Source organism: Buttiauxella noackiae ATCC 51607, assembly GCF_001654865.1.
Taxonomy (GTDB): Bacteria; Pseudomonadota; Gammaproteobacteria; order Enterobacterales; family Enterobacteriaceae; genus Buttiauxella; species Buttiauxella noackiae.
Genome location: NZ_LXEO01000047.1, coordinates 118,026 through 137,965, shown reverse-complemented (window position 1 = coordinate 137,965; position 19,940 = coordinate 118,026). Strand labels below are relative to the sequence as shown.

At 49.6% G+C, this 19,940-nt stretch carries 17 protein-coding genes and 2 tRNA genes; 18 read left to right on the top strand and 1 reads right to left on the bottom strand.

Features of this window, described 5'->3' with window-relative positions:
• Complete coding sequence (gene yhbY, locus M979_RS15090; RefSeq protein ID WP_034459704.1) at positions 1 to 294, bottom strand: ribosome assembly RNA-binding protein YhbY; 294 nt, start codon at positions 292 to 294, stop codon at positions 1 to 3.
• 126 nt (positions 295 to 420) lie between these two features.
• Between yhbY and rlmE the strand changes: the two genes are divergently transcribed.
• From rlmE to mtr, 18 genes are all read left to right on the top strand, one after another.
• The gene (gene rlmE / locus M979_RS15085; protein WP_034459701.1) at positions 421 to 1,050 is read left to right on the top strand and encodes a 23S rRNA (uridine(2552)-2'-O)-methyltransferase RlmE; all 630 of its coding nucleotides are present in this window, start codon (positions 421 to 423) and stop codon (positions 1,048 to 1,050) included.
• A 56-nt stretch (positions 1,051 to 1,106) separates the two neighbouring features.
• On the top strand, positions 1,107 to 3,044 hold the full coding sequence (gene ftsH, locus M979_RS15080) for an ATP-dependent zinc metalloprotease FtsH (protein WP_034459698.1): 1,938 nt from the start codon (positions 1,107 to 1,109) through the stop codon (positions 3,042 to 3,044).
• A 208-nt stretch (positions 3,045 to 3,252) separates the two neighbouring features.
• A complete protein-coding gene (folP, locus tag M979_RS15075) occupies positions 3,253 to 4,101 on the top strand; it encodes a dihydropteroate synthase (RefSeq protein WP_064555431.1) in 849 nt (282 codons plus the stop codon).
• Positions 4,094 to 5,431, top strand: coding sequence for a phosphoglucosamine mutase (gene glmM, locus M979_RS15070; protein WP_034459694.1), 1,338 nt, complete (start codon positions 4,094 to 4,096; stop codon positions 5,429 to 5,431). Before folP ends, glmM begins: the two co-directional genes overlap by 8 nt.
• A 232-nt stretch (positions 5,432 to 5,663) precedes the next feature.
• On the top strand, positions 5,664 to 5,993 hold the full coding sequence (gene secG, locus M979_RS15065) for a preprotein translocase subunit SecG (protein ID WP_034459692.1): 330 nt from the start codon (positions 5,664 to 5,666) through the stop codon (positions 5,991 to 5,993).
• 45 nt (positions 5,994 to 6,038) lie between these two features.
• Positions 6,039 to 6,125 (top strand) — tRNA-Leu (locus M979_RS15060).
• A 60-nt stretch (positions 6,126 to 6,185) separates the two neighbouring features.
• Positions 6,186 to 6,262: transfer RNA gene (locus M979_RS15055), tRNA-Met, on the top strand.
• A 210-nt stretch (positions 6,263 to 6,472) separates the two neighbouring features.
• On the top strand, positions 6,473 to 6,925 hold the full coding sequence (gene rimP, locus M979_RS15050) for a ribosome maturation factor RimP (RefSeq protein ID WP_072009469.1): 453 nt from the start codon (positions 6,473 to 6,475) through the stop codon (positions 6,923 to 6,925).
• A gap of 27 nt (positions 6,926 to 6,952) precedes the next feature.
• A complete protein-coding gene (gene nusA / locus M979_RS15045; RefSeq protein WP_064555429.1) occupies positions 6,953 to 8,440 on the top strand; it encodes a transcription termination factor NusA in 1,488 nt (495 codons plus the stop codon).
• Positions 8,441 to 8,464: 24 nt separating this feature from the next.
• Positions 8,465 to 11,146 (top strand): translation initiation factor IF-2, encoded by a 2,682-nt coding sequence (gene infB, locus M979_RS15040; protein ID WP_034459686.1) that lies wholly within the window; start codon positions 8,465 to 8,467, stop codon positions 11,144 to 11,146.
• Positions 11,147 to 11,214: 68 nt separating this feature from the next.
• Positions 11,215 to 11,619 (top strand): 30S ribosome-binding factor RbfA, encoded by a 405-nt coding sequence (rbfA, locus tag M979_RS15035; protein WP_034459684.1) that lies wholly within the window; start codon positions 11,215 to 11,217, stop codon positions 11,617 to 11,619.
• The gene (gene truB / locus M979_RS15030; protein WP_034459682.1) at positions 11,619 to 12,563 is read left to right on the top strand and encodes a tRNA pseudouridine(55) synthase TruB; all 945 of its coding nucleotides are present in this window, start codon (positions 11,619 to 11,621) and stop codon (positions 12,561 to 12,563) included. The genes rbfA and truB overlap by 1 nt, the downstream gene beginning before the upstream one ends.
• Before the next feature lie 153 nt (positions 12,564 to 12,716).
• A complete protein-coding gene (rpsO, locus tag M979_RS15025; protein WP_064514052.1) occupies positions 12,717 to 12,986 on the top strand; it encodes a 30S ribosomal protein S15 in 270 nt (89 codons plus the stop codon).
• A gap of 245 nt (positions 12,987 to 13,231) precedes the next feature.
• Positions 13,232 to 15,361 carry a polyribonucleotide nucleotidyltransferase gene (gene pnp / locus M979_RS15015; RefSeq protein ID WP_034459677.1) on the top strand — a complete coding sequence of 710 codons (2,130 nt, stop codon included), beginning with the start codon at positions 13,232 to 13,234 and terminating at the stop codon, positions 15,359 to 15,361.
• A gap of 117 nt (positions 15,362 to 15,478) precedes the next feature.
• Entirely contained in the window at positions 15,479 to 16,363 is an 885-nt protein-coding gene (nlpI, locus tag M979_RS15010; protein ID WP_034459675.1) for a lipoprotein NlpI, read from the top strand.
• A 110-nt stretch (positions 16,364 to 16,473) separates the two neighbouring features.
• Positions 16,474 to 16,551, top strand: coding sequence for a protein YrbN (yrbN, locus tag M979_RS23385; RefSeq protein ID WP_110510645.1), 78 nt, complete (start codon positions 16,474 to 16,476; stop codon positions 16,549 to 16,551).
• The gene (locus tag M979_RS15005; RefSeq protein ID WP_064555426.1) at positions 16,544 to 18,526 is read left to right on the top strand and encodes a DEAD/DEAH family ATP-dependent RNA helicase; all 1,983 of its coding nucleotides are present in this window, start codon (positions 16,544 to 16,546) and stop codon (positions 18,524 to 18,526) included. The genes yrbN and M979_RS15005 overlap by 8 nt, the downstream gene beginning before the upstream one ends.
• Before the next feature lie 159 nt (positions 18,527 to 18,685).
• Positions 18,686 to 19,930: a tryptophan permease gene (gene mtr, locus M979_RS15000; protein ID WP_034459671.1), complete on the top strand. Its 1,245-nt coding sequence runs from the start codon at positions 18,686 to 18,688 to the stop codon at positions 19,928 to 19,930.
• Positions 19,931 to 19,940 lie beyond the last annotated feature (10 nt).

Here is a 19,940-nt window from a genome sequence, read left to right as displayed (position 1 = left end):
TTATTTTGGCAGAGAAATTTTGCGCTCTTTAGACGGGCGATAGAGCACCAGCGTTTTGCCGATAACCTGTACATTACAGGCGCCGGTTTCACGCACGATGGCATCCGCAATCAAGGTTTTAGTTTCGCGATCTTCTGTTGCGATTTTCACCTTGATTAACTCATGATGTTCAAGCGCTTGTTCAATCTCGGCCAGTACCCCTTCGGTCAAACCGTTATTGCCAAGCATGACTACAGGCTTGAGCGGATGTGCAAGACCTTTCAGGTGCTGTTTTTGTTTAGTACTCAGATTCATCGTATTTTTTGCTTACGTTGGGATTGAAAACGGTTCATTCTACCGCCATATCTCTCGTATCGCCAATCGGCTGTGCTGATAACTCTTACAGCCTGCTACTCACGATGAACAAAGTTGGAAATTGAGATGACAGGTAAAAAGCGTTCTGCCAGCTCTAGTCGCTGGCTGCAGGAACACTTTAGCGATAAATATGTAATTCAGGCGCAGAAAAAAGGGTTACGTTCCCGTGCCTGGTTTAAACTTGATGAAATACAGCAAAGTGACAAACTTTTTAAGCCAGGAATGACAATTGTTGATCTTGGTGCTGCTCCCGGAGGTTGGTCACAATATGTTGTGACTCAAATCGGGAATCAGGGGCGAATCATTGCTTGCGATCTTTTACCAATGGATCCTATCGTTGGTGTCGACTTCCTTCAGGGCGATTTTCGTGATGAATTAGTCGTGAAAGCTCTGCTGGATCGTGTTGGTGACAGTAAAGTTCAGGTTGTCATGTCAGATATGGCTCCAAATATGAGCGGGACACCGGCAGTTGATATTCCCCGGGCAATGTATTTAGTAGAACTGGCACTTGAAATGTGTCGCGATGTTCTGGCACCGGGCGGTAGTTTTTTAGTGAAAGTGTTTCAGGGCGAAGGTTTCGATGAATATCTACGAGAAATTCGCTCCCTGTTTACGACCGTAAAAGTTCGTAAGCCGGACTCTTCTCGTGCCCGCTCACGTGAAGTGTACATTGTAGCGACTGGGCGAAAACTATAGTACCCTGACGCTGTTTGTTAACACAGTTGTAATATGAGGTTAATCCCTTGAGTGACATGGCGAAAAACCTAATACTCTGGCTGGTCATCGCGGTTGTGCTGATGTCTGTGTTCCAGAGCTTTGGGCCCAGCGAGTCAAACGGCCGTAGGGTGGATTACTCCACTTTCCTGTCTGAAGTAAATCAAGACCAGGTTCGTGAAGCGAGTATCAATGGACGTGAAATCAAAGTTACCAAGAAAGATAGTAACCGATACACGACTTACATCCCCGTTAACGATCCTAAGCTGCTTGATAACCTGCTGACCAAAAATGTGAAAGTAGTAGGCGAACCGCCTGAAGAGCCAAGCTTGCTGGCTTCTATTTTCATCTCCTGGTTCCCAATGCTATTGCTAATTGGGGTCTGGATCTTCTTTATGCGTCAAATGCAGGGCGGCGGTGGCAAAGGTGCCATGTCGTTTGGTAAGAGCAAGGCGCGTATGCTCACCGAAGACCAAATTAAGACCACTTTTGCTGACGTTGCTGGTTGTGACGAAGCAAAAGAAGAGGTTGCTGAGCTGGTTGAGTACCTTCGTGAGCCAAGCCGTTTCCAGAAACTGGGCGGTAAAATCCCGAAAGGCGTACTGATGGTCGGCCCTCCGGGTACTGGTAAAACCTTGCTGGCGAAAGCCATTGCGGGTGAAGCGAAAGTACCGTTCTTTACTATTTCCGGTTCTGACTTTGTTGAAATGTTCGTGGGCGTGGGTGCATCCCGTGTTCGTGACATGTTTGAACAGGCTAAGAAAGCTGCACCATGCATCATCTTTATCGATGAAATCGACGCAGTCGGCCGTCAGCGTGGGGCAGGTCTGGGTGGTGGTCACGATGAACGTGAACAAACACTGAACCAGATGCTGGTTGAAATGGATGGCTTTGAAGGCAACGAAGGTATCATCGTTATCGCTGCAACAAACCGTCCAGATGTACTTGACCCAGCGTTGCTGCGTCCAGGTCGTTTTGACCGTCAGGTTGTTGTTGGTCTGCCAGATGTACGTGGTCGTGAGCAGATCCTGAAAGTGCATATGCGCCGTGTACCGTTGTCTCCAGATATCGATGCGGCAATCATTGCACGTGGAACTCCAGGCTTCTCCGGTGCGGATCTTGCAAACCTGGTGAACGAAGCTGCTCTGTTTGCTGCCCGTGGCAACAAGCGTGTGGTTTCCATGGTTGAATTCGAAAAAGCGAAAGACAAAATCATGATGGGTGCGGAACGTCGCTCCATGGTGATGACTGAAGCGCAGAAAGAATCCACCGCATACCACGAAGCGGGTCACGCAATTATTGGTCGTTTGGTTCCAGAGCATGATCCTGTGCATAAAGTAACTATCATTCCGCGCGGTCGTGCGCTGGGTGTGACGTTCTTCCTGCCAGAAGGCGATGCAATTAGTGCCAGCCGTCAGAAACTGGAAAGCCAGATCTCTACGCTGTACGGTGGCCGTCTTGCTGAAGAGATTATCTACGGTGCTGAGCACGTTTCTACCGGCGCGTCTAACGACATTAAAGTAGCAACGTCTATTGCCCGTAACATGGTCACCCAATGGGGCTTCTCTGAAAAACTCGGTCCGTTGTTGTATGCGGAAGAGGAAGGTGAAGTATTCCTGGGTCGTTCTGTGGCTAAAGCAAAACATATGTCCGATGAAACTGCACGTATCATCGATCAGGAAGTGAAGCTGTTGATTGAGCGTAACTACGCTCGTGCTCGTCAGCTCCTGAATGAAAATATGGATATTCTTCACACCATGAAAGACGCATTGATGAAGTATGAAACCATCGATGCTCCACAGATTGATGATCTGATGAATCGTCGTGATGTGCGTCCGCCAGCGGGCTGGGAAGAATCAAATAACGGCAACAACAATTCTGATAACAATGGTACACCACGAGCACCGCGTCCGGTCGATGAACCGCGTACGCCAAATCCTGGTAATACTATGTCGGAACAGTTGGGCGACAAATAAGTCGTCTCTGCCGGATGTTACTGCAGTAATCTATAAAACCCTGGGCTTGTCCCGGGGTTTTTGTTTTTATACCCGTCATACTTCAAGCTGCAGGTGCGTTGGTTGCACACATTTACTCTAATTACTTACCGAGTAAGCGCATCGGGATTCATCTTTTTGCAACTGGAATTATTTTGGGTATTGCTTCAATTAATCCAAGGGAAACTCAATGAAACTCACTGCTCAGGGCACTACGCTCGATCTTTCTCATCCTCATATCATGGGTATATTGAACGTCACGCCAGACTCTTTTTCCGATGGTGGAAAACACAATTCGCTAGTGGAAGCTTTAAAACACGCTAACGGGATGATCAATGCGGGTGCGACGATTATTGATATTGGTGGTGAGTCGACACGTCCGGGTGCGGCAGAGGTGAGTGTTGAAGAAGAGTTGTCCCGCGTGATTCCAGTGGTCGAAGCTATCGCCCAACGCTTTGAAGTATGGATTTCTGTTGATACGTCCAAACCTGACGTGATTCGTGAAGCGGCACGGGTTGGGGCACATATCATCAACGATATTCGCTCGTTGCAGGAACCAGGCGCGCTTGAAGCCGCCGCTGAAACTGGTTTGCCCGTTTGCCTGATGCATATGCAGGGCGAACCTAAGAATATGCAGCAGGCTCCGCGTTACGATGATGTTTTTGCAGATGTGAATCGCTTTTTTATCGACCAAATAGCCCGCTGTGAAGCGGCAGGCATCGCAAAAGAAAAATTGTTGCTCGACCCCGGCTTCGGTTTCGGTAAAAATCTGACCCACAATTATCAACTTTTAGCCCGACTTTCCGAATTCCATCATTTTGGCTTACCGCTATTGGTGGGGATGTCGCGTAAATCAATGGTTGGCCAACTGCTGAATGTCGGGCCGGATCAACGCCTGAGTGGCAGTATTGCGTGTGCAGTCATTTCTGCGATGCAAGGGGCGAACATCATTCGAGTTCACGATGTAAAAGAGTCAGTCGAAGCGATGCGCGTGGTGGAAGCCACACTTTCAGCGAAGGAAAAAAAACGCTATGAGTAACCGTAAATATTTTGGCACAGATGGCATCCGCGGTCGTGTAGGCGATTCCCCAATTACTCCTGACTTTGTGCTGAAGCTCGGCTGGGCTGCGGGTAAAGTCTTAGCACGCCACGGCTCGCGTAAAATTATTATCGGTAAAGATACCCGAATCTCTGGTTACATGCTGGAATCTGCTCTCGAAGCGGGTCTCGCCGCTGCGGGTTTGTCTGCTTCATTCACCGGTCCGATGCCAACGCCTGCGGTTGCTTATCTGACGCGTGCATTCCGTGCAGAAGCAGGGATCGTTATCTCTGCATCTCATAACCCGTTCTATGATAACGGGATCAAATTCTTCTCAATCGACGGCACAAAACTGCCAGACGAAGTTGAAGAAGCCATTGAAGCGGAAATGGAAAAAGAGATCACCTGTGTCGATTCTGCGGAACTGGGCAAAGCCAGCCGTATTGTGGATGCAGCTGGCCGCTATATCGAGTTCTGCAAAGGTACATTCCCGAACGAATTAAGCCTCAGCAGCCTGAAAATTGTCGTCGACTGTGCAAATGGTGCGACTTATCACATTGCGCCAAATGTTCTGCGTGAACTCGGTGCAACGGTCATTACCGTGGGTTGTGAACCGAACGGCGTCAATATCAACGAAAAATGTGGCGCCACTGACGTGCGTATGCTCCAGGAGCGCGTGTTGGCTGAAAAAGCTGACATTGGTATCGCACTGGATGGTGATGGTGACCGTGTCATCATGGTGGACAATCTGGGCCATAAAGTTGATGGTGACCAGATCCTTTACATCATTGCTCGCGAAGGGCTTCGTCAAGGACAGCTGCGCGGTGGTGCCGTCGGTACGCTGATGAGCAACATGGGCCTGGAGTTGGCTTTGAAGCAATTAGGTATTCCGTTTGCACGTGCAAAAGTAGGTGACCGCTATGTGCTGGAAAAATTGCAAGAAAAAGGCTGGAGAATTGGTGCTGAAAACTCAGGCCATGTGATCTTGCTAGATAAAACCACCACTGGTGACGGTATCGTTGCAGGTTTGCAAGTACTTACCGCTATGGTACGTAACCATATGAGCCTGCATGACTTATGTAGCGGAATGAAATTATTCCCGCAGGTTTTGGTTAACGTGCGCTTTACTGCGGGTAGCGGCGATCCGCTTGAGCATGACACCGTGAAAAAAGTGACCGCTGAAGTGGAAGAAGCTCTGGGTAACCGTGGACGTGTGCTGTTGCGTAAATCGGGCACTGAGCCTTTAATCCGCGTGATGGTAGAAGGTGAAGATGAAGCACTGGTTATTGAATATGCCAACCGTATTGCTGATGCGGTAAAAGCGGTTTAATTCACAGTTGTATAACTTGTGCAAAAAGGCGGCGTTTGCCGCCTTTTTTATAATCAAATACTAATGTATTGCTGCTTTTTTCTGCAGTCAGCGAAATGTGAATAAATTGCCCTTGCGCGTAACGTCGGCTTTGGTTAGTATTCTCACCCGCTTCAGTGGGTAAACTTAAACGTATCCGCTTGACTGGTTTGAAGCTTTGGTATGCGGTAATACCGCAAGGAACAGGTTGATTATGTACGAAGCTCTTTTAGTTGTTTTCCTTATTGTAGCCTTGGGCCTTGTAGGTCTTATCATGCTGCAACAAGGTAAAGGCGCTGATATGGGAGCCTCCTTCGGAGCAGGCGCTTCCGCTACGCTGTTCGGTTCAAGTGGTTCTGGTAATTTCATGACCCGCATGACCGCTGTGTTAGCAACGCTGTTCTTTATTATCAGCTTGGTACTGGGTAACCTCAATACCAACAAAACCGATAAAGGAAGTGTGTGGGATAATTTAACTCAGCCAACAAAAACTGAGTCACAGCCAGCGGCACCTACCAAGCCGAGCAGCGATATCCCGCAGTAAGTAGTAAGCTTCAATACGGTAAGAAGTGATTACCGTGTTCAAAGTGCCGAGGTGGTGGAATTGGTAGACACGCTACCTTGAGGTGGTAGTGCCCGATAGGGCTTACGGGTTCAAGTCCCGTCCTCGGTACCAAAATATCTGCATTTCTTGCATTTTATGCAATATCGGCGTAATATTTGCCACGTTTTCGGACGCGGGGTGGAGCAGCCTGGTAGCTCGTCGGGCTCATAACCCGAAGGTCGTCAGTTCAAATCTGGCCCCCGCAACCACTTTCCCTGAGAGTTCTTTTTCAAATATACTGTGAACACCAGATGGTGCCTCGCGAAGAATTTAGAAAAAAATTCTCCTGGATATTGTCCGAACCGCATTCGCGGTGTACAGGGTTCAGTTATATAAAGCCTCGATTTATCGGGGTTTTTTGTTATCTGACTTTAGAATAACTGGGCTATATGCCCTTTTTTTATTTCTTGGGGGTGGGCTTGTCCACATTAGAGCAAAAATTAACAGAGATGATTTCAGCACCGGTCGAGGCGCTGGGCTATGAATTGGTAGGAATCGAATTTGTTCGAGGTCGCCAATCCACGCTGCGCATCTATATTGATAGTGAAGATGGCATCAATGTTGATGATTGTGCTGATGTCAGTCACCAGGTAAGTGCAGTACTGGATGTCGAAGACCCTATCACTGTGGCTTACAACCTGGAAGTTTCCTCACCAGGCCTTGATCGTCCAATGTTTACCGCCGAGCATTACGTTCGTTTTACCGGTGAAGAAGTGAGCATTGTGTTGCGAATGGCCGTGCAAAACCGTCGTAAATGGCAGGGTATCATTAAAGCCGTAGAAGGTGAGATGATCACGGTTACGGTGGAAGGCAAAGATGAAGTGTTCGCGCTGAGCAACATCCAGAAAGCGAACCTGGTACCCCACTTTTAATAGTTTGGATTGAGGTGAAAACCCAGGATGAACAAAGAAATTTTGGCTGTTGTAGAAGCAGTTTCCAACGAAAAATCATTGCCGCGTGAGAAGATTTTCGAAGCGCTGGAAAGTGCACTGGCAACAGCGACCAAGAAAAAATACGAACAAGAGATTGATGTGCGCGTTAGCATCGATCGTAAAAGTGGTGACTTTGATACTTTCCGCCGTTGGGTCATTGTAGAAGAAGTTACTCAACCTACGCGTGAAATCACTCTTGATGCAGCTCAATTCGAAGATCCAGAGCTGAATGTTGGCGGATATGTTGAAGACCAGATTGAATCTGTAACCTTTGACCGTATCACTACTCAAACTGCAAAACAGGTTATCGTACAAAAAGTACGTGAAGCTGAACGTGCAATGGTGGTTGATCAGTTCCGCGAGCACGAAGGTGAAATCATCACCGGTGTGGTGAAGAAAGTTAACCGTGACAACATCTCTCTTGATCTGGGTAGCAACGCTGAAGCTGTAATTCTTCGCGAAGATATGTTGCCACGTGAAAACTTCCGCCCAGGTGACCGTATTCGCGGTGTGCTTTATGCTGTGCGTCCGGAAGCTCGCGGTGCTCAACTGTTTGTTAGCCGTTCCAAACCTGAAATGCTGATCGAATTGTTCCGCATTGAAGTGCCGGAAATTGGCGAAGAAGTTATTGAAATCAAAGCCGCTGCTCGTGATCCTGGTTCTCGTGCGAAAATCGCCGTGAAAACCAACGACAAGCGTATCGACCCAGTAGGTGCTTGTGTTGGCATGCGCGGTGCGCGTGTTCAGGCAGTTTCTACTGAACTGGGTGGTGAGCGTATTGATATCGTGCTGTGGGACGATAACCCGGCACAATTCGTTATCAATGCTATGGCTCCGGCTGACGTGGCTTCCATTGTTGTTGATGAAGACAAACATACAATGGATATCGCGGTAGAGGCAGGCAACCTGGCACAAGCAATCGGTCGTAACGGGCAAAACGTTCGTCTGGCTGCACAGCTGAGCGGCTGGGAACTCAACGTTATGACTGTTGATGACCTGCAAGCCAAGCATCAGGCTGAAGCACATGCTGCCATTGATACCTTTACCAAATACCTCGAGATCGACGAGGATTTTGCCACTGTATTGGTAGAAGAAGGCTTCTCCACCCTCGAAGAGTTGGCATACGTGCCGATGAAAGAGCTGCTGGAAATTGACGGCCTTGATGAAGATACAGTGGAAGCATTACGTGATCGCGCCAAAAACGCCCTCACCACACTGGCATTGGCGCAGGAAGAAAGCCTGGGTGATAACAAACCTCAAGAGGATCTGCTGAACCTCGAAGGTATGGATCGCAACCTGGCCTTTAAACTCGCTTCGCGCGGTGTGAGCTCGCTGGAAGATTTGGCTGAGCAAGGTGTCGACGATCTGTCAGATATTGAAGGTTTGACCAACGAGAAAGCCGGGGAATTGATTATGGCTGCTCGCAATATCTGCTGGTTTGGCGGCGAAGCGTAATAAACTGTAGCAGGAAGGAACAGCATGACAGATGTAACCGTAAAAGCGCTGGCCGCAGAGATTCAGACCTCCGTGGACCGCCTGGTACAGCAATTTGCTGATGCAGGGATCCCTAAGGCTGCTGATGATTCTGTCTCGGCCCAGGAAAAACAGACATTACTGGCGCACCTGAATCGTGAACACGGTTCTGCGCCAGATAAGTTGACATTACAGCGCAAAACGCGCAGTACTTTAAACATTCCAGGTACCGGTGGGAAAAGTAAATCGGTACAAATCGAAGTCCGCAAGAAGCGCACCTTTGTGAAACGTGATCCGCAAGAGACAGAACGTCTTGCCGCGGAAGAACAGGCGCAGCGTGAAGCGGAAGAGCAAGCCCAACGTGAGGCGCAGGAAGCTGCCAATCGTCAGGCGCAAGAAAAAGCTAAACGTGAAGCTGAAGATAAAGCTAAGCGTGAAGCCGCTGATAAAGCGAAACGTGAAGCTGCGGAAAAAGACAAAGTGAGCAATCAAGACGATATGACGAAAAGCGCCCAGGCCGATAAAGCCCGTCGCGAAGCTGAAGCTGCTGAGCTTAAGCGCAAAGCTGAAGAAGAAGCCCGTCGCAAATTAGAAGAAGACGCCCGTCGTGTAGCTGAAGAGGCCCGTAAAATGGCTGAAGCTAACGCTGGTGTATGGACGGAAGAAGAGAAAGTGGAAGACGACAAATCTGATTACCATGTAACCACTTCTCAACACGCTCGCCAGGCTGAAGACGAAAACGACCGCGAAGTTGAAGCTGGCCGTACTCGTGCTCGTACTGCGACAACTAAAGCACCACGCCAGAAAAAAGGCGGCAAACACGGCGAGTCTAAAGCTGACCGTGAAGAAGCGCGTGCTGCAGTTCGTGGCGGTAAAGGCAAGCGTAAACCAAGTTCTCTGCAGCAAGGCTTCAACAAGCCTGCGCAAGCAGTTAACCGTGACGTTGTAATCGGCGAAACAGTTACTGTTGCAGAACTGGCTAACAAAATGGCTGTTAAAGGCTCTCAGGTCATCAAAGCAATGATGAAACTGGGCGCTATGGCGACCATTAACCAGGTCATCGATCAGGAAACCGCACAGCTGGTTGCCGAAGAGATGGGCCACAAAGTTATCCTGCGTCGTGAAAACGAGCTGGAAGAAGCGCTGATGAGCGATCGTGACACTGATGCAGTTGCTGAGTCACGTGCTCCAGTTGTTACCATCATGGGTCACGTTGACCACGGTAAAACTTCTCTGCTCGATTACATTCGTTCTACTAAAGTGGCATCTGGTGAAGCGGGTGGTATTACCCAGCACATCGGTGCATACCACGTAGAAACTGAAAACGGTATGGTTACCTTCCTGGATACCCCGGGACACGCAGCGTTTACTTCTATGCGTGCTCGTGGTGCTCAGGCAACGGATATCGTTGTTCTGGTTGTTGCTGCAGACGATGGCGTAATGCCACAAACTATCGAAGCTATCCAGCACGCGAAAGCGGCGCAGGTGCCGGTAGTCGTTGCGGTGAACAAAATCGATAAGCCAGAAGCTGATCCAGACCGCGTTAAGCAGGAACTGTCTCAATACGGCATCATGCCTGAAGAGTGGGGCGGCGAAAGCCAGTTCATCCATGTATCTGCTAAAGCAGGTACAGGTATTGACGAACTGCTGGACGCAATCCTGCTGCAAGCAGAAGTTCTTGAACTGAAAGCGATGCGTGATGGTATGGCAAGCGGTGTGGTTATCGAGTCCTTCCTTGATAAAGGTCGTGGTCCGGTAGCAACTGTTCTGGTTCGTGAAGGTTCCCTGAACAAAGGCGACATCGTTCTTTGTGGCTTCGAATATGGCCGTGTTCGTGCAATGCGTGACGAAATGGGTCGTGAAGTTACTGAAGCTGGTCCGTCTATTCCTGTTGAAATCCTTGGTCTGTCCGGTGTGCCGGCAGCTGGTGATGAAGTAACAGTTGTTCGTGACGAGAAAAAAGCTCGCGAAGTTGCTCTGTATCGTCAGGGTAAATTCCGCGAAGTTAAACTGGCTCGCCAGCAGAAATCTAAACTGGAAAACATGTTCGCCAACATGACCGAAGGCGAAGTGTCCGAAGTGAACGTTGTGCTGAAAGCGGACGTTCAGGGTTCTGTTGAAGCGATCAGCGATTCCCTGCTGAAACTGTCTACTGATGAAGTTAAAGTTAAAATCATCGGTTCCGGTGTTGGTGGTATCACTGAGACTGACGCAACGCTTGCTGCAGCTTCTAACGCGATTCTGGTTGGCTTCAACGTTCGTGCTGATGCATCTGCACGTCGCGTTATCGAATCAGAAAGCCTGGATCTGCGTTACTACTCCGTCATCTATCATCTGATTGACGAAGTTAAAGCGGCAATGAGCGGCATGCTGTCTCCGGAACTGAAACAACAGATCCTCGGCCTGGCCGAAGTTCGCGATGTGTTCAAATCACCGAAATTTGGCGCAATCGCAGGTTGTATGGTTACCGAAGGTGTGGTCAAACGTCACAATCCAATTCGTGTACTGCGCGACAACGTTGTTATCTATGAAGGCGAACTGGAATCCCTGCGCCGCTTCAAAGATGACGCTAACGAAGTTCGTAACGGTATGGAATGTGGTATCGGCGTGAAGAACTACAACGATGTGCGTGTTGGTGATGTGATCGAAGTATTCGAAATCATCGAAATCCAACGTACCATCGCCTGATATCAGCCGGGTACATAGCTAATATCTTTAGGGGGCCGAGCGCCCCCTGATTTTATGGAGAATTTATTATGGCGAAAGAATTTGGTCGCCCACAGCGTGTTTCCCAGGAATTGCAGAAAGAGATCGCAATCATCCTGCAGCGCGAAATCAAAGACCCGCGTCTGGGCATGATGACTACCGTTTCTGGTGTTGAAGTGTCACGCGATCTGGCTTATGCCAAAGTGTTTGTTACCTTCCTGAACGATAAAGACGAACAAGCAGTAAAAGAAGGCATCAAGGTTTTACAGGATGCTTCTGGCTACATTCGTTCTTTACTGGGCAAAGCAATGCGCCTGCGTATCGTGCCTGAACTGACTTTCTTCTACGATAACTCGTTGGTTGAAGGTATGCGCATGTCGAATCTGGTATCTAACGTCATCAGAAACGATGATGAGCGTCGTGTAAACGATACGGATGACAGCAAGGAGGATTAATGAGTCGTCCTCGTCGTCGTGGTCGTGATATTCACGGAGTGCTGTTGTTAGATAAACCTCAGGGTCTATCTTCGAACGATGCATTGCAGAAAGTTAAGCGTATTTATAATGCTAATCGTGCCGGCCATACCGGAGCGCTTGACCCACTTGCAACTGGCATGCTGCCGATTTGCCTCGGTGAAGCGACAAAGTTCTCGCGTTACTTACTCGATTCCGATAAGCGCTACCGTGTTATTGCCCGCCTTGGGCAGCGCACTGATACTTCTGATGCTGATGGCACAATCGTTCAGGAGCGCCCGGTAACTTTTACTGAGCAAGAGTTAGCGCAAGCGCTAGATAGCTTTCGTGGTGAAACACAGCAAGTTCCATCGATGTACTCAGCACTGAAATATCAAGGCAAACCGCTCTATGAGTATGCGCGTCAGGGTATCGAAGTGCCGCGTGAAGCACGGTCAATCACGGTTTACGAACTTCTGTTTATTCGCCATGAAGGCAATGAACTTGAGTTGGAAATTCACTGTTCTAAGGGAACATACATCCGAACCATCACTGATGATTTAGGTGAAAAGCTCGGTTGTGGTGCTCATGTGACTTTCCTGCGCCGTCTTGCGGTGAGCAAGTATCCTGTTGAACGAATGGTGACGCTTGAGCAATTGCAAGCATTGCTTGAGCAAGCACAAGCGCAAGAAATTGAACCATCGGTGTTGTTAGATCCACTATTGATGCCAATGGACAGTCCGGCTTCAGACTTCCCAATCGTGAATTTATTACCTGCTGTTGCGGGTTACTTCAAGAATGGGCAACCGGTGCAAGTGTCTGGCGCGCCAGCAGAAGGGCTAGTCCGAGTCACCGAAGGTGATGAAGGCAAATTTATCGGCATGGCCGAAATTGATGATGATGGACGCGTAGCGCCTCGTCGTCTGGTTGTTGAGTATCCGCTCTGACGCCTGGAGTTGCCTTGCGATAAGAGGTGGCTACAGGTAAAATGGCGAGGCTTAACTTTCATACCTTTGTTTAACATTGTTGTGAAAGTGCACTGGAGTTGCTGAATTAGAGATCGGCACTCTATCTTTTTATCTATAATTCTGGAGTTTAAAATGTCTCTAAGCGTTGAAGCTAAAGCAAAAATCGTTTCCGAGTTTGGTCGTGGTTCTAACGACAGCGGTTCTACCGAAGTTCAGGTTGCACTGCTGACTGCTCAGATCAACCACCTGCAGGGTCACTTCTCTGAGCACAAAAAAGATCACCACAGCCGTCGTGGTCTGCTGCGTATGGTTTCTCAGCGTCGTAAACTGCTCGACTACCTGAAGCGTAAAGATGTAGCACGTTACACCAGCCTGATCGAGCGTCTGGGTCTGCGTCGCTAAGTCTTGCGAGTTTCAGAAAAAGGGGCCTTTTAAGGCCCCTTTTTTCAACCAGATGGCAGCAATTCTATGGAAACTAATGTATTGTTGCAGAGTGTGATCTTTATTGCAGAGGTTCGCGCGGCTAATGAGAGGCTTTATCCGCATGGGCGGGTTAGGGTTGTCATTAGTCGCGAGGATGCGATAGAGATCGGGTTAAACGGAGCAAGTGCAATCACCTGCTACCAAAGATTATTAAGGATATTATTTTGCTAACTCCGATTGTCCGTAAATTTCAATACGGTCAGCATACGGTCACAATAGAGACCGGTATGATGGCTCGCCAGGCTACCGCAGCAGTAATGGTAAGCATGGACGACACCGCTGTATTCGTGACCGTAGTCGGTCAGAAAAAAGCGAAAGCAGGCCAGGACTTCTTCCCACTGACTGTTAACTATCAGGAGCGTACTTACGCTGCTGGTCGTATCCCAGGTAGCTTCTTCCGTCGTGAAGGCCGTCCAAGCGAAGGCGAAACACTGATCGCGCGTCTGATTGACCGTCCAGTGCGCCCACTGTTCCCGGAAGGTTTCGTTAACGAAGTTCAGGTAATTGCGACCGTTGTTTCCGTGAACCCACAAGTTCACCCGGACATCGTTGCGATGATCGGTGCTTCTGCAGCGCTGAGCCTGTCTGGTATTCCATTCAACGGCCCAATTGGCTCTGCACGTGTTGGTTATATCAATGACCAGTATGTTCTGAACCCAACTGCTGATGAACTGAAAACCAGCAAACTGGACCTGGTTGTTGCCGGTACCGAAGGTGCTGTGCTGATGGTTGAGTCCGAAGCTGAGCTGCTGAGCGAAGATCAGATGCTGGGCGCAGTAGTATTTGGCCATGAACAGCAGCAAGTTGTTATCCAGAACATCAACTCTCTGGTTGCTGAAGCTGGCAAACCACGTTGGGATTGGCAGCCAGAAGCAGCTAACGAAGCGTTGAATGCGCGTGTTGCTGCACTTGCTGAATCTCGCCTGAGCGATGCTTACCGTATTACTGATAAGCAAGAGCGCTACGCGCAAGTCGACATCATTAAATCTGACGTTATCGCTGCACTGTCAGCTGAAGACGATTCAATTGATGCTGGCGAAGTCAGCGACATCCTGCACGCTATCGAGAAAAATGTTGTTCGTAGCCGCATTCTGGCTGGCGAACTGCGTATCGATGGCCGCGAAAAAGATATGATCCGTGGTCTGGATGTGCGTACTGGCGTCCTGCCACGTACTCACGGTTCTGCACTGTTCACCCGTGGTGAAACTCAGGCGCTGGTTACAGCAACTCTGGGTACCGCTCGTGATGCACAGAACCTGGATGAGTTGATGGGCGAACGTACCGACAACTTCCTGTTCCACTACAACTTCCCTCCGTACTCCGTAGGTGAAACCGGTATGGTCGGTTCACCGAAGCGTCGTGAGATTGGTCATGGTCGTCTGGCTAAGCGTGGCGTACTGGCTGTTATGCCAGAAGCTGACCGCTTCCCGTACACCGTGCGCGTAGTGTCTGAAATTACTGAATCTAACGGTTCTTCTTCCATGGCTTCCGTGTGTGGTGCTTCTCTGGCACTGATGGATGCAGGCGTGCCAATCAAAGCCGCTGTAGCCGGTATTGCGATGGGTCTGGTTAAAGAAGGCGATAACTTTGTTGTTCTGTCTGACATTCTGGGTGATGAAGACCACCTGGGCGACATGGACTTTAAAGTTGCTGGTAGTCGTGAAGGTATCTCTGCGCTGCAGATGGATATCAAAATCGAAGGTATCACCCGCGAAATCATGCAGGTTGCTTTGAACCAGGCTAAAGGTGCGCGTCTGCATATCCTTGGCGTAATGGAACAGGCTATTAATGCACCGCGTGGCGACATCTCTGAGTTCGCTCCACGTATTCACACAATCAAAATCAACCCAGACAAGATCAAAGATGTGATCGGTAAGGGTGGTTCTGTGATTCGTGCGCTGACCGAAGAAACCGGCACTACTATTGAAATCGAAGATGACGGCACAGTGAAAATCGCTGCTACCGATGGCGACAAAGCGAAATTCGCTATTCGTCGTATCGAAGAGATCACTGCTGAAATCGAAGTTGGCCGTATCTACAACGGTAAAGTTACTCGTATCGTAGATTTCGGTGCATTCGTTGCGATCGGCGGCGGCAAAGAAGGTCTGGTACACATTTCTCAAATCGCTGACAAGCGCGTAGAGAAAGTGACTGACTACCTGCAAATGGGTCAAGAAGTTCCAGTTAAAGTACTGGAAGTTGACCGCCAGGGCCGTGTTCGTCTGAGCATCAAAGAAGCAACTGAGCAGTCCCCAGCAGAAAGCGCAGCACCAGCTGCACCAGAAGCTGAGTAAGCTATACCAATTAAGCTCTCCATGGTGACATGGAGAGCTATTTATTACGGGGCAGGGAGTCTCGTTTTAGAGCCGGCGGACAGGACGTCATCCATATGTTGTCTTCGGGAGTGGGAAATGAAGCCTTTTTTGCGCTGGTGTTTCGTTGCGACAGCTCTCGCGCTGGCAGGATGCAGCAACTCCTCCTGGCGTGAACGTGAAGTCCTGGCGGTGCCATTGCAGCCGACTTTGCAGCAAGAAGTTATTCTTGCACGCATGGAGCAGATACTTGCCAGCCGGGCTTTAACCGATGATGAGCGCGCGCAGCTTTTATATGAGCGCGGAGTGTTGTATGATAGCCTCGGCTTGCGGGCTCTGGCGCGAAATGATTTTTCACAAGCGTTGGCAATCCGCCCCGATATGCCTGAAGTATTCAATTACTTAGGTATATATTTAACGCAGGCAGGCAATTTTGATGCTGCCTATGAAGCGTTTGATTCTGTACTTGAGCTTGATCCAACTTACAACTATGCGCATTTAAATCGCGGTATCGCCCTCTACTACGGTGGTCGTTATCGTTTAGCGCAAGATGATCTGCTAGCGTTTTATCAAGACGATCCCAATGATCCTTTCCGTAGTCTGTGGCTCTACGTTGTTGAAAGCAATTTAGATGCAAAGCAGGCTAAAGTGGCGTTACAACAGCGCCTCGATAAATCGGATAAAGAGCAATGGGGATGGAACATTGTCGAGTTCTACCTGGGGAACATTAACGAAAAAACGTTAATGGAACGCCTCGAGGCGGACGCAACGGATAACACCTCGCTCGCTGAGCATCTCAGTGAAACCAACTTCTATTTAGGTAAGTACTACCTAAGTCTGGGGGAAAAGGACAGCGCCACGGCACTGTTCAAGTTAGCGGTCGCTAACAACGTACACAATTACGTTGAGCATCGTTATGCATTGTTGGAATTAGCGCTCTTGGGCCAGGAGCAAGATGACCTGGCAGAATCGGACCAGCAATAGCTGACGAACATCGATCAGCCCATAAACTTTTTTATTAAAGTCATCACCTTAACGGGTGAGGGCGTTTTTGTTCGTTAATCAACCAAATTTGAGCCGGTTCACACTTTTCAATGAAAATTGCAGGTCAATTTCACGATGAGTTATGTAGACTGGCCGCCATCTACGAGGCACGTGTACTACATGACTGATATCATCGAGACTACTACTATCGAAACTACTTTTTCTGATCTGGGTCTTAACGACTCCATTCTTAAAGCCCTGAACGATCTGGGTTATGAAAAACCTTCTCCAATCCAGGCAGAGTGTATTCCACAGCTGCTGGCTGGCCGCGATGTACTGGGTATGGCCCAGACTGGTAGCGGCAAAACTGCAGCGTTCTCTTTGCCGCTGCTGCACAACCTTGATCCAGAGCTGAAAGCACCACAAATCCTGGTGCTGGCACCGACCCGCGAACTGGCGGTTCAGGTTGCTGAAGCCATGACGGATTTCTCTAAACATATGCACGGCGTAAACGTTGTAGCCCTTTACGGTGGCCAGCGTTATGACGTGCAACTGCGCGCCCTGCGTCAGGGACCACAAATTGTTGTTGGTACCCCAGGTCGTCTGCTTGACCACTTAAAACGCGGTACGCTGAATTTGTCCAACCTGAAAGGTCTGGTACTGGACGAAGCTGATGAAATGTTGCGTATGGGCTTCATTGAAGACGTTGAAACTATCATGGCGCAGATCCCGGAAGGTCATCAGACCGCTCTGTTCTCTGCAACTATGCCAGAAGCGATTCGTCGTATTACCCGTCGTTTCATGAAAGATCCGCAGGAAGTACGCATTCAATCTAGCGTGACTACTCGCCCGGACATCAGCCAGAGCTACTGGACTGTGCACGGTATGCGTAAGAACGAAGCACTGGTTCGTTTCCTTGAGTCTGAAGATTTTGACGCGGCGATCATTTTCGTACGTACCAAAAACGCAACTCTGGAAGTGGCAGAAGCGCTGGAACAAAGCGGTTATAACAGCGCTGCACTGAACGGCGACATGAACCAGGCGCTGCGTGAGCAAACTCTGGAGCGTCTGAAAGACGGTCGTCTGGACATCCTGATTGCAACCGACGTTGCTGCTCGTGGTCTGGACGTTGAGCGTATCAGCCTGGTTGTTAACTACGACATCCCGATGGACTCCGAGTCTTACGTTCACCGTATCGGTCGTACTGGTCGTGCGGGTCGTGCTGGCCGTGCTCTGCTGTTCGTTGAGAACCGTGAGCGTCGTCTGCTGCGTAACATCGAACGCACCATGAAGCTGACTATTCCTGAAGTTGAACTGCCAAACCGTGATCTGCTGAGTGAGCGTCGTCTGGCTAAGTTCGCAGCTAAAGTTCAGCAGCAACTGGAAAGCAGCGATTTGGATCTGTACCGTGGTCTGCTGGCAAAAATCCAACCTTCTGCTGAATCTGAAGAAGCGCTGGATATGGAGACATTGGCTGCAGCACTGCTGAAAATGGCACAGGGCGAACGTCCTCTGATCCTGCCACCAGATGCACCAATGCGTCCACGTCGTGAATTCCGTGAACGTGATGAGCGTTTCGAACGTTCAGATCGTGCTCCACGTGGCGATCGTGCCCCACGCGGTGACCGTCCAGAGCGTGGCGATCGTCCACAGCGTGATGGCGATGCACCACGTCGCGAACGTCGTGATGTTGGCGATATGGAACTGTACCGTATTGAAGTTGGCCGTGATGATGGTGTTGAAGTTCGTCATATCGTTGGCGCTATCGCTAACGAAGGTGATATCAGCAGCCGTTACATCGGTAACATCAAGCTGTTCGGTACTCACTCTACTATCGAACTGCCAAAAGGCATGCCGGGCGAAATCCTGCAGCACTTTACCCGTACTCGTATTCTGAACAAACCAATGAATATGCAGTTGATGGGTGATGCACAACCGCGTTCTGACCGTGGCGGCGAACGTCGTGGCGGCGGTGCTGGTGCAGGTGCTGGCCGTGGTTTCGGTGGCGGTGAGCGTCGTGAAGGCGGTCGCGGTCCACGTCGTGATGGCCCAGCAGGTGCTGGTGCACCACGCAGCTTCAGCGGCGAACGCCGTGAAGGTGGTCGTGGCCCTCGTCGTGAAGATGGCGCAGCGCCAGCTCGTCGTCGTACAACTGAAGCTTAATTGACAGAAGTTTATGCCTGCTGTTCATCAGCAGGCAGTGATAAAAATCCTGGTTAATGCAACCGGGATTTTTTTTATCCAAATTGTACTCATGTACTGGTACAATGTTGCGCAGTAAACCTGTCGCTTCGACAGCCGTTCATCGTTTCAGGAATTCGTATGGCAACCTTATCGACCACCCAGGCCTCGCCGTCTATCTTCGGCGGTATCATGATTATTGGCGGCACAATAATTGGTGCAGGCATGTTTTCTCTGCCGGTGGTGATGTCCGGGGCGTGGTTCTTCTGGTCTTTAGCTGCACTGGTCGTAACCTGGTTTTGTATGCTGCATTCCGGTTTGATGATTCTGGAAGCCAACTTGAATTACCGCGTAGGTTCAAGTTTTGACACCGTCACCAAAGATTTGCTGGGTAAGGGGTGGAACCTGATCAATGGTCTTTCCATCGCATTTGTGTTGTATATCCTGACCTATGCCTACATTTCGGCAAGCGGCTCGGTGATTCACCATACGCTTGGTAAAATGTCTGTCGATTTCCCCGCGCGATTCGCCGGGCTGATTTTTGCTTTGATTGTGGCGTTTATTGTATGGCTCAGTACGCGCGCTGTTAGCCGTATGACAACCATCGTGCTTGGCGCGAAAATCCTGACTTTCTTTATGACGTTTGGCGGCCTGATGTGGCATGTCGAACCTGCAACGCTGCTGGATAGCAAAGCGATAAATCCGAGCTACTTCCCCTATCTGCTGATGACGCTGCCATTTTGCCTCGCCTCATTTGGCTACCACGGTAATGTGCCTAGCCTGATGAAGTATTACGGCAAAGATCCACAGACTATTAAGCGCTGCCTTGTCTGGGGAACGCTGATGGCGCTGGTGCTGTACATTATTTGGTTGGTGGGTAGCATGGGAAATATTCCGCGCAGTGATTTCATTGCCATTGCTGACAAAGGCGGGAACATTGATGTGCTGGTCGGGGCATTGAGTGGCGTCCTGAAAAGTCGTGCGTTGGATTTGCTGCTGATCGTATTTTCTAACTTCGCCGTAGCCAGCTCCTTCCTGGGCGTGACCCTGGGCTTATTTGATTATCTGGCCGACCTGTTTAAATTCGACGACTCGCCAATGGGACGTTTGAAAACCGCACTGGTGACCTTTATTCCGCCAATGCTAGGCGGTGTTATCTGGCCTGACGGGTTTATCTACGCGATTGGATTTGCGGGGTTGGCGGCAACTATCTGGGCGGCAATTGTTCCTGCTCTTCTGGCAAAAGCTTCTCGCAAGAAATTCGGCAGCCCTATTTACCGGGTATGGGGCGGCAATAAAATGATTGTGCTGATTCTTATCTTCGGTGTGACTAACGCCGCCATCCATATCCTTTCAAGCTTCGATTTACTGCCGGTTTATCACTAAAATTTCGCCC

Excerpts from the sequence above, each read along its gene's own strand:
- mtr (WP_034459671.1), top strand. The coding sequence starts at position 18,686 with ATGGCAACCTTATCGACCACCCAGGCCTCGCCGTCTATCTTCGGCGGT.
- nlpI (WP_034459675.1), top strand. The coding sequence starts at position 15,479 with ATGAAGCCTTTTTTGCGCTGGTGTTTCGTTGCGACAGCTCTCGCGCTG.
- rpsO (WP_064514052.1), top strand. The coding sequence starts at position 12,717 with ATGTCTCTAAGCGTTGAAGCTAAAGCAAAAATCGTTTCCGAGTTTGGT.
- infB (WP_034459686.1), top strand. The coding sequence starts at position 8,465 with ATGACAGATGTAACCGTAAAAGCGCTGGCCGCAGAGATTCAGACCTCC.
- nusA (WP_064555429.1), top strand. The coding sequence starts at position 6,953 with ATGAACAAAGAAATTTTGGCTGTTGTAGAAGCAGTTTCCAACGAAAAA.
- yhbY (WP_034459704.1), bottom strand. The coding sequence starts at position 294 with ATGAATCTGAGTACTAAACAAAAACAGCACCTGAAAGGTCTTGCACAT.
- rlmE (WP_034459701.1), top strand. The coding sequence starts at position 421 with ATGACAGGTAAAAAGCGTTCTGCCAGCTCTAGTCGCTGGCTGCAGGAA.
- ftsH (WP_034459698.1), top strand. The coding sequence starts at position 1,107 with ATGGCGAAAAACCTAATACTCTGGCTGGTCATCGCGGTTGTGCTGATG.
- glmM (WP_034459694.1), top strand. The coding sequence starts at position 4,094 with ATGAGTAACCGTAAATATTTTGGCACAGATGGCATCCGCGGTCGTGTA.
- M979_RS15005 (WP_064555426.1), top strand. The coding sequence starts at position 16,544 with ATGACTGATATCATCGAGACTACTACTATCGAAACTACTTTTTCTGAT.
- folP (WP_064555431.1), top strand. The coding sequence starts at position 3,253 with ATGAAACTCACTGCTCAGGGCACTACGCTCGATCTTTCTCATCCTCAT.
- truB (WP_034459682.1), top strand. The coding sequence starts at position 11,619 with ATGAGTCGTCCTCGTCGTCGTGGTCGTGATATTCACGGAGTGCTGTTG.
- yrbN (WP_110510645.1), top strand. The coding sequence starts at position 16,474 with ATGAAAATTGCAGGTCAATTTCACGATGAGTTATGTAGACTGGCCGCC.
- secG (WP_034459692.1), top strand. The coding sequence starts at position 5,664 with ATGTACGAAGCTCTTTTAGTTGTTTTCCTTATTGTAGCCTTGGGCCTT.
- rbfA (WP_034459684.1), top strand. The coding sequence starts at position 11,215 with ATGGCGAAAGAATTTGGTCGCCCACAGCGTGTTTCCCAGGAATTGCAG.